Below are 13,465 nucleotides of genomic sequence, written 5' to 3'. Positions count from 1 at the left end.
CGGCCGTCTGCACAACCCCTAGCCTCGCACACTGGGTCATCAGCTACTGCCAGAACGCAGCGCTGCAGAACCCGATTCCATTCCTTCGCAACGAGGTCCCCGGGAACCCTCAATGACCGCTCCAGCCGACTCCAGCAGCAGCCGCTCGCTACCGATGATCCAACGCCTGGGCGCGGTGGTGTGGCCCAGTTTCTTTGCCGCCGCAGTGATGTCTGCGGCTTTCTTCGCGTTCATCGACCCGCTGGAGCTGCAGCAGATCAGCTTCCCGCAGCATGCCATCAGCCGTGAGCTGGGCTATTCGCTGGGGTTCTTCATGTTCTGGGCCGGCACCTTGTGCGCCTGCACGGTAACCGCATTGCTGATGCGCCCTGCACGCGAGCAGGAGGAATCCTTCGAATGAGGCCTGTGCGCAGCATCGGCGAAGCCAGCGTTGGCACCGTCCGCAAGCGCGATACGCTGCGCCAGCTCACCACCACGGCAATGCAGGCCGCGTTCTACGGCCTGCCGTGGCTGCACTGGGGCGGTGCACCATGGTTGTTGTTTGACATCGATGCCCGCCAATTCCAGATCGCCGGCATCTCAATGCAACCGGAGCAGTCGCTGCCACTGCTATGGCTTGCCATCGCGGCGCTGGCCCTGCTCTGCCTGGTCACCAGCCTGCATGGGCGCCTGTGGTGCACCTATACCTGCCCACAGACGGTATTGACCCGCCTGTTCCGCAGGTTGACCCGCCTCACCGATTTCCGCGGCCCGGCAAAACCGCTGGGAGCGCCGCTACGGCATGCGCTCTGGGCGCTGATCGCGCTGTGGACCGGCATCAGCTTTGTTGGCTACTTCAGCCCTATCGGCGAGCTCGTGCACGGGGCACTCACGTTCTCGCTCAGCGGCTGGGAATGCTTCTGGATCAGCTTCTACGGGCTGGCGACCTGGGCAAACGTGGTCTACCTGCACGAACAGGTCTGCAGCTATCTCTGCCCCTATAGCCGCGTGCAGGGCCTGATCGCCGATGCGCGCACGCCCTGCATCCAATACAACGCTCCCCGCGGCGAGCCGCGCGGTCCCCGTGATCGCGACAACGCCAGCGTGCTGCACCGTTCACGCGGCCTGCTCGACGCAACCACGGCCGCCGACTACGTATTCCGCGCTGCTCACCCAGCGATCGCCGGGGCCATGCCCAACTTCAGTCCGGTCCATCTGGGTGACTGCATCGACTGTGGCGCCTGCGCAGCGGCCTGCCCGATCGGGCTGGATATCCGCAATGGCAGCGCGATCAGTTGCATTGCATGCGGCAACTGCATGGACGCCTGCGACGATGCCATGGCCACCAGCCATTACCCGCTGGACCTGATCCATCGCGCCCGCCCGGCCAGTGATGGCGATGGCGCCCCATCTGGATTGCGCATCAAGCCGCTGGCGTTCGCCTGCATTACGCTGCTGTGCTTGGTCCTGGCGGCATTTACCGCTGCAAGCATTTAACAAGACGCGCGCTGTGGGAGCTGTGGGAGCGGCATAAGCCGCGAAGCTGACATTGCTTGAGCCATGGGCGTCCATGCCATCTGATGATCTACCGGCTTCGCGGCTCACGCCGCTCCTACAAGAGCCTGTGCTGATGACCTGCCGGCTTCGCGGCTTACGCCGCTCCTACAAAAGCCTTGTGTGCGGGCGGTGCCAGTACACTCGCACGGCATGCATACCCTTGAAGATCTCAAAAACGGCGCCCTCAACGGCGCCCAGACTGTTCGCCTGGTCAATCTGGGCCTGACCGAATTCCCGCAGGCGCTGTTCGCCCTGGCCGAAACACTGGAAGTGCTGGATCTGTCCGGCAACCAACTCAACTCGCTACCGGATGACCTGCGTCGGCTGCACAAGCTGCGCATCCTGTTCTGCTCCAACAACCCTTTTACGCAATTGCCAGCTGCGCTTGGCGACTGCGAGCAGCTGGAGATGATCGGCTTCAAGGCTTGCGCGATTACGCGTGTACCCGAGCGCAGCCTGCCAGCCCGGCTGCGCTGGTTGATCCTCACTGACAACCAGCTTCGCGAACTGCCGTCAGCGCTTGGCCAGCGGCCGCGACTGCAGAAGTTGATGCTTTCCTGCAACCAACTCACTGCCCTGCCCGATCTGAGCACCTGCAAGGCACTGGAACTGCTGCGGGTTGCCAGCAATCAGTTCGAGGAGGTTCCGGCAACATTACTCGCACTGCCGAACCTGGCGTGGCCGGCGCTGGCCGGCAATCCGCTGACCGCAGCAGCCGAACATGCTGCGCTGGCAGATGCGCATCACCATGCCATCCGCTACGACGAGCTCGATATGGGCGAGCTGCTGGGAGAAGGCGCCAGCGGCCATATCCATCGCGCAGCATTCAAGAACAGCGGCGAAACGATTGCCGTCAAAGTGTTCAAGGCGGCATTTACCAGCGATGGCACACCGCAGTCGGAGCTCGCTGCAGGTCTGGCCGCCAGCGGCCACCCGAACCTGCTTGTACCGCTGGCGGTGGTTGAAGGCCACCCCGAAGGTCGCTTGGCAGTAGCGATGCCCTTGCTCCCACCGGTTTACGTCAACCTGGCCAGCCCACCCAGCCTTGCCAGTTGCACACGCGATGTCTATGCAGCGGACGCGCGCTTAACGCCTGCCATTGCCGAACGCCTGCTTGGCTGCATCCACTCAGCACTCACCCACCTGCATGCGCAGGGCGTGCTGCATGGCGACCTGTATGCCCACAACATCCTGTGGAACCCGGCCAGTGGCGAAGCGGTATTGAGCGACTTCGGCGCAGCAATGTTGAGCAGCAACCTGCCACCAGCAGATCGCGCGCATCTGCAGGCAGTCGAGTGGCGTGCGTTCGCGCACCTTGAAGATGAGATCAGAGTACGTACTGACAACTGACTGCAGACCTTTACTACTACTTGCGCGCATCCGCAACGCGCGTCTGGGCCCGCGCACACGCACTCAGTGCGTGCTGACGCCAGTTGGCCACTCGCAAACGCGTGTCAACCGCGCCTTTTGCACTCGCCAGTCTGGGATCGCGCAGATCAAAGAGAAATCGCAGAAAACAAAAAAGCCCTGATTTCTCAGGGCTTTTTGCTTACTACTTGGAGGCCTGGGTCGGAATCGAACCGGCGTACGCGGATTTGCAATCCGCTGCATAACCACTCTGCTACCAGGCCAAACTATTGCACCGCCGAAGCACTACACCGCCTCGACATGAAAAGACCCCGCTGCGGGGGCCCTTTCCGATTTGGAGCGGGAAACGAGACTCGAACTCGCGACCTCAACCTTGGCAAGGTTGCGCTCTACCAACTGAGCTATTCCCGCGGTGTGGGCGAATCATACAGACTTCGGCAGGGGCGCGCCAGCGCTTTTTAACAATTCCTTTCACATAGGCTGGATGGCTGTCTGCGTCGGCTCTGCAATCCCTGTAGAGCCGAGCCATGCTCGGCTGGGGCTTTACCGGGAAGGCCCCAGCCGAGCATGGCTCGGCACTACAGTTTTAGCCCCTCTCCCGCTTGTGGGAGAGGGGTTGGGGTGAGGGGAGCTTTACGCTGGTAAAGCCCTTGCCGAGCATGGCTCGGCACTACATGTGTGTGCTGCCTGCAGCTTGGGCGGAGCTGGCGTACCATCGCGCCTCCGCCGCATCACCTGCTCCAGCCTGTTCCGATGACCCAGCAATCACACCGCGTGCAAGGCCTCAACAATGATGAAGTGGCCGCCGACTGGCCCGCCATCGAAGTGGCTGAACTTGCATGGCTACGTGATCACTACCCGCAGCTGAATGCCGGCAGTGCCCTGCTTTGGCACAGTCCGCGACCGATGTCGGCCGCCGCGATTGTCACCGGCCCGTACGGCAATGTCTTCATCAAACGGCATCACCAACTGGTGCGTAGTGCTGCCTGTCTGCAGGAGGAGCACCGGTTCATCACCCATCTCGCCAATGCAGGGGTTCCGGTTGTCCAGCTCCTGCGCAACCATCACGGCGAAACCGTCATCGAACATGGCGACTGGACCTACGAGCTGTACGCCGTGGCCGATGGACAGGACCTGTACCGGGATGACCCATCGTGGACGCTGCTGACCGAAGTCGAACGCGCGCGCGCTGCCGGCCGCATGCTGGCCACCCTGCACCACGCCTCCTCCAGCTATGACGCGCCCCAGCGCAGCACCCACCTGCTGGTCGCACGTGATGAGCTGATCCGTGCGGAAGACCCGATCGCGGCCCTCAAAGCCGATCTCTGCAACCGACCCGGTCTGGCCCGCTACTTGTCGCGCATTCCTTGGGAGCAACAACTGCAGCGCAGCGTCATGCCTTGGCACATCGGCCTGGCAGCACGCCTACAGGCCGAACCTCGGCTCTGGGCACACAACGACTGGCATGTCTCCAACCTGCTGTGGGGCCATGGTGAGAATGCGATGGAAGTCAGCAGCGTGCTCGACTTCGGCCTGGCCTCCCCTACCAGCGCGCTGTTCGATCTGGCGACGGCCATCGAACGCAACGCCATCGCATGGCTGGAACTGGAGCGCGGCGCCGAGGCGGTACGCATCGATATCGCATTGGCCGTGCTCGACGGCTACCGCGAAGTACTGCCGCTGTCGGCCGAACGGGTACACCTGCTGGCCGACCTGTTGCCCATGGTGCATTTCGACTTTGCACTGTCCGAAGTCGATTATTTCGAAGGTGTCACCGGCTCTACCGCCAATGCCGATGTCGCCTGGCAGCCATTCATGCTTGGCCACCCCGAGTGGTTCGCCAGCCAGCAAGGCCAGACCTTGTTGCAGGCCCTGCACGCCGCCGCCTGAAGCGGCTCGACTCGCAAATCATTCGCATTTGTAGTGAAATGGCGCCCTGAAGCGGGGGTGCCTGGATTTGCCAGGCTGAGAGAGTCCCTTGGAACCTGATCCGGTTTGCACCGGCGTAGGGAGCTTTGAGCAGCAGCCGTCGCGCCGTCATTGGCGCTGCGCATGCGCGCCTTCGCTTCGTCTCCCTTGTTGCCTGAAGACGAATCGAATGAACCGCTGCCTGCGCCCCACGCTGTTGTCTCTCGCCCTGAGCACCGCCCTGCCGCTGTACGCCAGCGACACCGGCCTCGATGCGGCTGCCGAACACTCCCCCACCGAACTGGCCGCCGTACGTGTGCAGGCCCGCCAGCCGGACGCGGACAACTCCCGCGCCAACAGCTTTGGCAGCGGCGACTGGAAAAGCACGCCGGCATCGATGAACGTGCTGGACCGCGACTTCCTCGACCACCAGCAGGTGCGCTCGCTGTCCGAACTGGCCAGCAATGACGCCTCGCTGGGCGATGCCTATGCTCCGGTCGGCTACTACCAGAACGTCGCCATCCGTGGCTTCGCGCTGGATACGGCCACCGGTTATCGCTTCAACGGCATGTCGATTGCCGGCGAACAGCGCCTGGCACTGGAGAACCTGCAGTCAGTGGAAGTCCTCAAGGGCGAAGCCGGCCTGGCCGCTGGCGTCATGGCACCCGGCGGCATCATCAACTACGTCGGCAAGCGGCCGGCGGAAGTACGCACCGTCACCCTCGGCACCGACAACGAAGGCTCGCGCTATGCCGCCATCGACGTCGGCCATTGGCTGACCCCGCGCATCGGCCTGCGCTTCAACGCAGCGTGGGACGACAGCGCGTCCTATATCGAACATGCCGATGGCCGCCGCAACTTCTACTCGCTTGCAACCGACTGGCTGATCGGCGAGCGCGGCAAGCTCGAAGTGGATGCCAACTACCAGACCAGCGCGCAGCGCTCGGCTTCCGGCTACCAGCTGCTGGGCGGAAGCGAACTGCCGACCGGCGTGGACCGCGAGCAGTTGCTCGGCTACCAGCCGTGGCAGAAGCCGGTAGGCATCGCCAGCACCAATATCACCGCATTGCATACCTACGACTTCAATGCGAACTGGCAGTCGCGGGTGGCCGTCAGCCACAGCCGCACGGTGATCGACGACAACGTCGCCTTCGCCTATGGCTGCTACTACGCCGCCGAGTGTGCCGATGGCAGCGTGCCCGGCAATTACTTCGCCCCCAACGGCGACTACGACATCTATGACTACCGCAGCCCGGACGACACCCGTCGCAACCAGGAACTGCGCGCCGAGCTGCGCGGCAGCTTCGACACCGGCAGCATCGGCCATCAACTGACCATCGGTGCCGACCAGTTCCGCCGCACCGTGGACAAGCGCCGTAACGTCAACGAATACGTCGGCACCGTCAACATCCACGACAAGCAGCTGCCAGTATTCGATCCCTCGCCGCTGATGCCCGGCGCCTCCGCACGTCGCCTGGACAGCCGCCAGACCGCCGTCTTCGCACTGGACCGCATCCAGCTCAATGACGACTGGCAATGGCTGGCCGGCGGCCGCTACGTGCGCCTGGACGAACGCGCCTACGACAAGCGCGGCAACCCGCAACGTCGCAGTCGCCTGTCGCGCTTTCTGCCGCAGACCGCGCTGATGTGGAAAGCCAGCGACAACATCAATGCCTACGCCAGCTATGTCGAAGGCATCTCGCTCGGCCAGGAAGCACCGTTCTGGACCGCCAACGCCGATACCTTCCTGCCGGCAGTGCAGTCGCGCCAGCTCGAAGTCGGCGTGAAGTACGCCAGCAGTGACCAACTGACCCTGGGCGCGGCACTGTTCCGCACCACCCAGCCCTACCAGTACGCAAAGCCCGACGACAGCGATGTCGGCTACACCTTCGTCGAGGAAGGCAAGCAGGCGCACATCGGCCTGGAGCTGACCGCCAACGGCCAGCTCACCGATGCACTGCAGATCACCGCCAGCGCCAGCGTGTTGCAGGCGCGCGCGCGCGACACCGGCACGCCAAGCTACGAAGGCCATCAGCTGGTCAACGTTCCCAAGCTGCGCACCAGCGTGCACCTGAGCTATGCACTGCCCTTCGTTGAAGGGATGGACCTGACCGGTGGCTGGCGTTACGCCTCGGCCAACACCGCACGCGCTGATGGTGCGGTACGTGCACCGAGCTACAACGTGTTCGACGCCGGGCTGCGCCTCAAGCACCAGCTGCAAGGTCACGCCGTCAGCTGGAACCTGTCGGTGGACAATGTATTCAACCGCTTCTACTGGCGCGATACCGGCAGCAGCATGGGCGATTACTACCTGTTCCCGGGCGCACCGCGACAGGCTCGCGTGTCGGTGAGCTTCGCGCTGTGAACAGCGCAACGCTCGAATGGTCGGCCGCGCTATGCAGCATTCTCGGCGTCTGGTTGATGGCGCAACGGCGAATGGTTGCATGGCCGGTCGGCCTGTTGTCGGTTGCACTGTATGCATTGGTGTTCGCCGAGGCCAAGTTGTACTCGGACACCTTGCTGCAGCTCGCCTTCGCCGTTTTCCTGGTCTACGGCTGGATCAACTGGCGGCGCCACGCCGCCGACGAAGGCAGCGTGCGCATCGTGCCCTTGTCGCGCAGCAAGATGCTGCGTGACCTGGGTATTGGCTTGCTTGGCGGCATCGCACTCGGCGCCGGCATGCACAACTTCACCGACGCATCACTGCCGTGGCTGGATGCGATGCTGACCGGATTGAGCCTGGTCGCGCAGTGGTGGCAGGCACGCCGTCACACCGCCACCTGGTGGCTGTGGATCGCAGTCGACGTGGTCTACGTGGGCGCGTATCTGTTCAAGTCACTGCATGTGACTGCGGCGCTGTACGTGTTCTTCCTCGGCCTTGCCGTGGTCGGGCTGCGTGCATGGACTGCAGCGGCCCATACTCCGACCGCGGAACCCGCTGCGCACGGCGCGCACTGAGCGCTCCGTCGCATCGCCACTGCTGCCGGCACCGGCAGCGGTGGCTGCAGGCAAAAACACTGGACAATAAAAAAGCCCCGTCAGGGGCTTTTCTTTACCTGCAGATATCACATGGAATCTGCTGGTCATTATCTGGAGCGGGAAACGAGACTCGAACTCGCGACCTCAACCTTGGCAAGGTTGCGCTCTACCAACTGAGCTATTCCCGCGGATTGAATGCAGCACCTGCCGAGCAGAGCACCAACATTCGAGATGTATCGCAAGACTGGAGCGGGAAACGAGACTCGAACTCGCGACCTCAACCTTGGCAAGGTTGCGCTCTACCAACTGAGCTATTCCCGCAGGCTTGCTACATCTATTTACTCATCAAGCCACGAATGAACACGGATCGATGTTTGAAACTGGAGCGGGAAACGAGACTCGAACTCGCGACCTCAACCTTGGCAAGGTTGCGCTCTACCAACTGAGCTATTCCCGCTTGGGAGGCGAAATTCTACATGCATTGGGCGCAGTGTCAACAGCCTGTTCACTTTTTAACTGCGCCATTCCTTGCGGCTTTTTCATCTTCACGCAGGCTCGGCCAAGCCGCACGCAGGTACTGCAAGGCAGACACCAGAGTCAGCAAAGCGGCGATGGCCAACATCCAGTCACCAATATGGAAAACCGGCTCGCCCATCCAGATGGTCTTGTACGAGGTATTGGGCGACACGGAGTACAACAGACACAGCAACGCCACCATCTGCGCGGTGGTCTTGACCTTGCCGATCATCGCCACCCGCACCTTGGCGCGCTGGCCGATCTCGGCCATCCACTCGCGCAATGCCGAAACCGCGATTTCACGGCCCACGATCACCGCCGCCCAGAACGCCATCCACGGCGTCGGGTGCCCCTGCACGATCAGGAACAAGGCCACCGCCACCATCAACTTGTCCGCCACCGGGTCCAGGAACGCGCCGAACGCCGAATGCTGCTCGTACTTGCGCGCCACCCAGCCGTCCAGCCAATCGGTGATCGCCGCCAGGCCGAAAATCGCCGCCGAGGCGAAATTGGTCCAGGCGTAGGGCAGGTAGAACACCAGCACCAGCACCGGGATCATCAGGATCCGCAGCAGCGTCAGCCAGGTGGGGATGGTCAATTTCATTACAACATTACTCCGCTGCCGAATCGGGTACCGACAGACCATGAAGGTTAGCGTAGATACGCGCAGCGAGGGCGGCATTGATGCCTTCCACGCGGGCGATTTCAGCCTCGCCCGCGGCTTTCAGGCCGGCAATGCCGCCGAAATGCTTGAGCAGACTGGCGCGCCGACGCGGGCCGATACCGGGAATATCCTCGAGCTTGCTGGTCATGCGTGTCTTCTGACGACGCCCGCGGTGGCCGGTAATGGCAAAGCGATGGGCCTCGTCACGCACCTGCTGGATGAACTGCAGGGCCGGTGACGCCGCGCCGGGGCGCAGCTCACGACCATCGGGCAGCACCAGTGCTTCATGGCCGGCACGGCGCTCCACGCCCTTGGCCACGCCCACCAGCATCACCCCTTCCACGCCCAGGTCAGCCAGCGCCGCCTGTGCCTGTGCCAACTGTCCAGCGCCACCATCGATCAGCAACACGTCCGGCAACACCCCGCCCTCTTCCACCGCACGGCGGAAGCGCCGGTCGATGGCCTGTCGCATGGCGGCGTAATCGTCGCCCGGCTCGATGCCGCTGATGTTGTAGCGCCGGTACTGCGCACGCACCGGCCCGGCCGCATCAAACACGACGCAGGAGGCCACCGTGGCCTCACCCATTGTGTGACTGATATCGAAACACTCCACGCGCCTGACCGGCTCAGCCAGCCCTAGCATCTCGCGCACCGCTTCACTGCGTGCCTGCTGCGCACCTGCGCTGTCCATCTCGGCGACCAGGGTGATCTGCGCATTGCGACTGGCCAGTTCCACGTAGCCGGCGCGTTCACCACGCACGTTCCACTTCAAGGCCACTTTCCGCTCGGCCGACGCGCTCAGCGCGGCCTCGATCATCTCCGCATCCGGAATCTGCCGATCCAGCAGCACTTCAGCCGGCGGCTCATGTTCGACGTAATACTGCGAGACAAACGCCGCCAACACTTCTTCGGCGCTGTCCTCGCCATTGGTGCGCGGGAAGAACGCACGCGTGCCCAGGTTGCGGCCATCGCGGAATGCGAGCAGCATCACGCAGGCGCTGGCACCCTGGGTTGCACAGGCCAGCACGTCCAGATCGGCGGCGCGTCCATCCACGTATTGGCGGTTCTGCATGCTGCGCAACGAAGCCACCAGATCACGCAACCGCGCAGCTCGCTCGAACTCCAGCGTATCGCTGGCCTGCTGCATCGCCTGCATCAGTTCTTCGGCGAGCTGATCGCTCTTGCCTTCCAGGAACATCGCCGCGCGTCGCACCGATTCATCGTATTCGGCCTGCGGCACCAGCTCCACGCAGGGCGCACTGCAACGACCAATCTGGTACTGCAGGCAGGGCCGTGAGCGGTTGCGGAACACGCTGTCCTCGCAGCTGCGCAGCTTGAACAGCTTGTGCATCAGGTTCAACGTTTCGCGCACCGCGCCAACGCCCGGATACGGACCGTAGTAGCGGCCCGGCACCGCTCGCGGGCCACGATGCAGGGCGATCCGTGGCCATTGCTCGCGGGTCAGCAGCACCTGCGGATAGGTTTTGTCGTCACGCAGCGAAACGTTGTAACGCGGGTTCAGCGACTTGATCAGCTGGTTTTCCAGCAGCAGCGCTTCAGCCTCGGTGCGGGTCACGGTGACATCCATCCGCGCCACCTGCGACAGCATCATCATGATGCGACGGCTCTTCGGCGAGCCATTGAAGTAGCTGCCCACGCGCTTGCGCAGCGCACCGGCCTTGCCCACGTACAGCAAGCTGTCATCGGCGGCGTACATCCGGTACACACCTGGCGCGGTACTCAGTGCCGCAGCGAAGGCCTTGCCATCGAATTCATTGGCAACTACGTCGGTCATCCTTCAATCGGTACTTCACTCAGTTCACCGCTGAGCGGATCAAAACGCAGCACCGCATGCGCATCGGTTTCGGCAATCCAGATGGCGCCCGCAGCTACTGCCAACGCAGCCGGGCCATGCAGACGGCGCGGCAGATTGACCGTGGACAGATCACCTCCGCCCAGGCGGAGGGTACGCAGCGAGCCATTGCCGGCATCGGCAATCCACAGCAGTGGCGAATCCGGCCCCATCGCCAGCGCCAACGGGTACTGCAGGCGCGCACGCAGGCGTGGGCCATCAACATTGCCCGACTCCCATGGCCCCTGCCCAACCAGGGTCTGCACCAGGTCGCCACGCAGCTGCACCGAACGGATCGCCGAACCCAGCGCATCGCACACGTACAGAGTCTGCTGGACCGCAACCAGGCTGCTGGGCTGCGCAAATGCGGCCAGATGACCACTGCCGTCACGCACTTCCATCGCACCGGCACCCGCCCGCCAACGCAGCTCGCGCGTGCCCAGGTCATAACTCCAGATGTGGTTGTCACCGGCCATCGCGATGTGGACCTGGTTGTCCGCCACAGCCACTGCCGCGGGGTGATTGAGCGGGCTGTCCCAGGGCTGGGCCAGCACGCCGGCACGCGGATCACCGGCACGGCCATTCCCGCACAAGGTCCCCACCTGTCCGCTGATCAGGTTGATGCTGCGCAGGGCGTGGTTGCCGGTGTCGGCCACATAAAGGCTCTCGCGCACCAGAGCCAAGCCCTGCGGGCGATTGAAGGCAGCTTCGCCGGTGCCGCCATTGATCAGGTCGGCGCTCCCCAGGCCGAACTGACGCAGAACGCGGCCGTCGTGGTTGCACTCGATAATTCGATGGTGGCCGGTGTCGGCCACGTACAGGCGATCTGCCGTTGCAACCAGTCCGCCCGGGAACAGCAGCGGCAGGCGCGGTTCGGCGTTGATCTCACGGATGCCGTAGGCATCGTCGTCCAGCGGACGCATCACGCCTTCGCCCAAGCCGTTCAAGGCCCGCTCCAAGTCGCCAGTCGCGCCCACCAGCCGCTCCTGCTCCTGCCCGTAAGCATCGAGCATCAGCAAGGTTGGCCAGGACTGCACCTCGAACCGGCGCCAGGCATCCCACTGCGCGTCCAGCACGATGGGGGCGCTGATGCCCTGCCTGCGCAGCAGCTTCAAGGCTTGCTGCGGCTCGCGTTCGAACTCGAAGCGCGGCACCTGCACCACCAGCAACTGTACCTTGCCAGGGTTGCGCGCCTGCCAGCGCACGACCTCGGCCAGCCGCTGCATGCACCACACCGAGGCGCCGTTGACGAACGCCAGCACCAGCGGACGGCCGCGCATGTCCTGCAGGGTCGCCGGCGCTGCGTTCAGCCATATCCCGGACGTGGGCAGTTCCGTTACGCGGTTTTCGTTCATGCAGGGATTATGCCGGAGTCGTCGCGCCGCGACAGGCGGCGCACTGTGGCCTGGGCCGCAGTATCGAGCAGTGCCCAGCTGTGCTCGAAATCTCTCACGCCGCCGTAATAGGGGTCAGGGACCTCATCGGTGCCGTCGATACCCGCCCATGGCAACCACAGTACCGCTCGCGTCTCCAGCCCGGTCGGCGCCAGCGCCTGTGCATCGCGCAGGTTGGCGCGGTCAGCACACAGGATAAGGTCGTATTCGTCGAAATCCTCGGCCCGCAGCTGGCGCGCGCGCTGGGCTGCGATCTCCACCCCGTGCTGGCGCGCACAGGCAACCGCGCGCGGGTCAGGCCCGCGCCCTGCATGCCAATGGCCCGAGGTCCCAGCTGAATCGACCTCGATCCAGCCGTCCAGCCCTGCCCCGGCAATCTTCGCGCGCAGAACACCCTCGCCCATTGGAGAGCGGCAGATATTGCCCAGGCAGACCACCAGCAGTTTCACCGTGAAGCCCTCATCTGCGCTTCGGCGCGATGCAGGTCTTCCCTGGTGTCGATCCCCGGCGGGAACGGCGCCGGTGACAAGCCCACTGCGATACGGAAGCCGGCCTCCAGCACCCGCAGTTGCTCCAGCGATTCGATCTGCTCCAGGTTACCGGGCGGCATGGCCGCGAACTGCTGCAGGAAACCTGCCCGGTAGCCGTAGATGCCGATATGCCGCAGCCACCGCCGCCCGGGCGGCAGCGCATCACGGCTGAGCGCAAAGCCATCGCGATGCCACGGAATCGGTGCCCGGCTGAAGTACAGGGCGTCGCCCTGCGCGTTGCTGACCAGCTTGACCACATTGGGATCAAACAGGGTCGGAGCATCTTCCACCAGCGTCGCCAGCGTCGACATCGGCGCGCCGCTGCCGGCAAGAATCGTCGCCACCGCCTGGATTCCCTCGGCCGGAGCGAACGGCTCATCGCCCTGCAGGTTCACCACGATCACATCATCGGCCCAGCCGGCCTGGCGCGCGCACTCAGCCAGACGATCCGTGCCGGAGGCATGCGCGGGATCGGTCATCGCGACGTGGATGCCGGGCAATCCCGCCACCGCCTCCGCGATACGCGCGTCATCGGTAGCCACCCAGACCTCGCGGGCACCTGCAGCCAGGGCGCGGCGCGCTACGTGCAGCACCATCGGCTCCCCGGCGATCAGCGCCAAGGGCTTGCCGGGCAAGCGGGTGGAGGCATAGCGGGCCGGAATGGCCACCACGAATTCGGGAACGTTACTCATCTCAACTCCTTCCAACACGCGCAACA

11 protein-coding genes, 5 tRNA genes and 1 riboswitch are annotated in these 13,465 nt (G+C 64.0%); of the genes, 6 read left to right on the top strand and 10 right to left on the bottom strand.

Going from position 1 to position 13,465, the window contains the following annotated elements:
* Nucleotides 1-112 precede the first annotated feature (112 nt).
* The 3 genes from ACVOLS_RS06665 to ACVOLS_RS06655 all read left to right on the top strand — a co-directional run bounded on the left by ACVOLS_RS06665 (nt 113) and on the right by ACVOLS_RS06655 (nt 2,886).
* Entirely contained in the window at nt 113-400 is a 288-nt protein-coding gene (locus ACVOLS_RS06665; RefSeq protein ID WP_481544955.1) for a hypothetical protein, read from the top strand.
* Complete coding sequence (locus tag ACVOLS_RS06660; protein ID WP_481544954.1) at nt 397-1,476, top strand: 4Fe-4S dicluster domain-containing protein; 1,080 nt, start codon at nt 397-399, stop codon at nt 1,474-1,476. Before ACVOLS_RS06665 ends, ACVOLS_RS06660 begins: the two co-directional genes overlap by 4 nt.
* 210 nt (nt 1,477-1,686) lie before the next feature.
* On the top strand, nt 1,687-2,886 hold the full coding sequence (locus ACVOLS_RS06655; RefSeq protein WP_481544953.1) for a leucine-rich repeat-containing protein kinase family protein: 1,200 nt from the start codon (nt 1,687-1,689) through the stop codon (nt 2,884-2,886).
* A 207-nt stretch (nt 2,887-3,093) separates the two neighbouring features.
* Here ACVOLS_RS06655 and ACVOLS_RS06650 read toward each other — a convergent pair.
* Both ACVOLS_RS06650 and ACVOLS_RS06645 read right to left on the bottom strand, forming a co-directional pair.
* Nucleotides 3,094-3,167, bottom strand: a tRNA-Cys gene (locus ACVOLS_RS06650).
* Between the two features lie 72 nt (nt 3,168-3,239).
* Nucleotides 3,240-3,315 (bottom strand) — tRNA-Gly (locus ACVOLS_RS06645).
* Between the two features lie 342 nt (nt 3,316-3,657).
* On the opposite strand from ACVOLS_RS06645, the gene ACVOLS_RS06640 reads away from it, so the two are divergent.
* The 3 genes from ACVOLS_RS06640 (at nt 3,658) to pnuC (ending at nt 7,770) form a co-directional block, all read left to right on the top strand.
* Complete coding sequence (locus ACVOLS_RS06640) at nt 3,658-4,794, top strand: phosphotransferase enzyme family protein (protein WP_481544952.1); 1,137 nt, start codon at nt 3,658-3,660, stop codon at nt 4,792-4,794.
* Between the two features lie 43 nt (nt 4,795-4,837).
* Nucleotides 4,838-4,933, top strand: a riboswitch (TPP riboswitch).
* 69 nt (nt 4,934-5,002) lie between these two features.
* Nucleotides 5,003-7,177 carry a TonB-dependent receptor gene (locus ACVOLS_RS06635; protein ID WP_481544951.1) on the top strand — a complete coding sequence of 725 codons (2,175 nt, stop codon included), beginning with the start codon at nt 5,003-5,005 and terminating at the stop codon, nt 7,175-7,177.
* A complete protein-coding gene (pnuC, locus tag ACVOLS_RS06630; protein WP_481544950.1) occupies nt 7,174-7,770 on the top strand; it encodes a nicotinamide riboside transporter PnuC in 597 nt (198 codons plus the stop codon). Before ACVOLS_RS06635 ends, pnuC begins: the two co-directional genes overlap by 4 nt.
* Before the next feature lie 133 nt (nt 7,771-7,903).
* On the opposite strand, the gene ACVOLS_RS06625 is transcribed toward pnuC, so the two are convergent.
* The 8 genes from ACVOLS_RS06625 to kdsB all read right to left on the bottom strand — a co-directional run bounded on the left by ACVOLS_RS06625 (nt 7,904) and on the right by kdsB (nt 13,439).
* Nucleotides 7,904-7,979, bottom strand: a tRNA-Gly gene (locus ACVOLS_RS06625).
* 57 nt (nt 7,980-8,036) lie between these two features.
* A tRNA-Gly gene (locus ACVOLS_RS06620) sits at nt 8,037-8,112 on the bottom strand.
* Between the two features lie 60 nt (nt 8,113-8,172).
* Nucleotides 8,173-8,248, bottom strand: a tRNA-Gly gene (locus tag ACVOLS_RS06615).
* Nucleotides 8,249-8,296: 48 nt separating this feature from the next.
* Complete coding sequence (gene pgsA / locus ACVOLS_RS06610; protein WP_481534132.1) at nt 8,297-8,911, bottom strand: CDP-diacylglycerol--glycerol-3-phosphate 3-phosphatidyltransferase; 615 nt, start codon at nt 8,909-8,911, stop codon at nt 8,297-8,299.
* A 7-nt stretch (nt 8,912-8,918) separates the two neighbouring features.
* Nucleotides 8,919-10,766: an excinuclease ABC subunit UvrC gene (uvrC, locus tag ACVOLS_RS06605; RefSeq protein ID WP_481544949.1), complete on the bottom strand. Its 1,848-nt coding sequence runs from the start codon at nt 10,764-10,766 to the stop codon at nt 8,919-8,921.
* On the bottom strand, nt 10,763-12,178 hold the full coding sequence (locus ACVOLS_RS06600; RefSeq protein ID WP_481544948.1) for a hypothetical protein: 1,416 nt from the start codon (nt 12,176-12,178) through the stop codon (nt 10,763-10,765). The genes uvrC and ACVOLS_RS06600 overlap by 4 nt, the downstream gene beginning before the upstream one ends.
* Nucleotides 12,175-12,666, bottom strand: a complete 492-nt coding sequence (locus ACVOLS_RS06595) for a low molecular weight protein-tyrosine-phosphatase (RefSeq protein WP_481544947.1) — start codon at nt 12,664-12,666, stop codon at nt 12,175-12,177. Before ACVOLS_RS06595 ends, ACVOLS_RS06600 begins: the two co-directional genes overlap by 4 nt.
* Nucleotides 12,663-13,439: a 3-deoxy-manno-octulosonate cytidylyltransferase gene (gene kdsB / locus ACVOLS_RS06590; protein ID WP_481544946.1), complete on the bottom strand. Its 777-nt coding sequence runs from the start codon at nt 13,437-13,439 to the stop codon at nt 12,663-12,665. The genes ACVOLS_RS06595 and kdsB overlap by 4 nt, the downstream gene beginning before the upstream one ends.
* Nucleotides 13,440-13,465 lie beyond the last annotated feature (26 nt).

It is taken from the genome of Stenotrophomonas sp. STEN038, from assembly GCF_056759895.1.
The sequence above is the reverse complement of the archived record's forward strand: the minus strand, read 5'-3'. Positions and strand labels throughout refer to the sequence as shown.

Bases quoted from the DNA above. Each gene is read 5' to 3' on its own strand.
- ACVOLS_RS06655 (WP_481544953.1), top strand. From the start codon at position 1,687: ATGCATACCCTTGAAGATCTCAAAAACGGCGCCCTCAACGGCGCCCAG.
- ACVOLS_RS06640 (WP_481544952.1), top strand. From the start codon at position 3,658: ATGACCCAGCAATCACACCGCGTGCAAGGCCTCAACAATGATGAAGTG.
- kdsB (WP_481544946.1), bottom strand. From the start codon at position 13,439: ATGAGTAACGTTCCCGAATTCGTGGTGGCCATTCCGGCCCGCTATGCC.
- ACVOLS_RS06665 (WP_481544955.1), top strand. From the start codon at position 113: ATGACCGCTCCAGCCGACTCCAGCAGCAGCCGCTCGCTACCGATGATC.
- uvrC (WP_481544949.1), bottom strand. From the start codon at position 10,766: ATGACCGACGTAGTTGCCAATGAATTCGATGGCAAGGCCTTCGCTGCG.
- ACVOLS_RS06635 (WP_481544951.1), top strand. From the start codon at position 5,003: ATGAACCGCTGCCTGCGCCCCACGCTGTTGTCTCTCGCCCTGAGCACC.
- pgsA (WP_481534132.1), bottom strand. From the start codon at position 8,911: ATGAAATTGACCATCCCCACCTGGCTGACGCTGCTGCGGATCCTGATG.
- ACVOLS_RS06660 (WP_481544954.1), top strand. From the start codon at position 397: ATGAGGCCTGTGCGCAGCATCGGCGAAGCCAGCGTTGGCACCGTCCGC.
- ACVOLS_RS06600 (WP_481544948.1), bottom strand. From the start codon at position 12,178: ATGAACGAAAACCGCGTAACGGAACTGCCCACGTCCGGGATATGGCTG.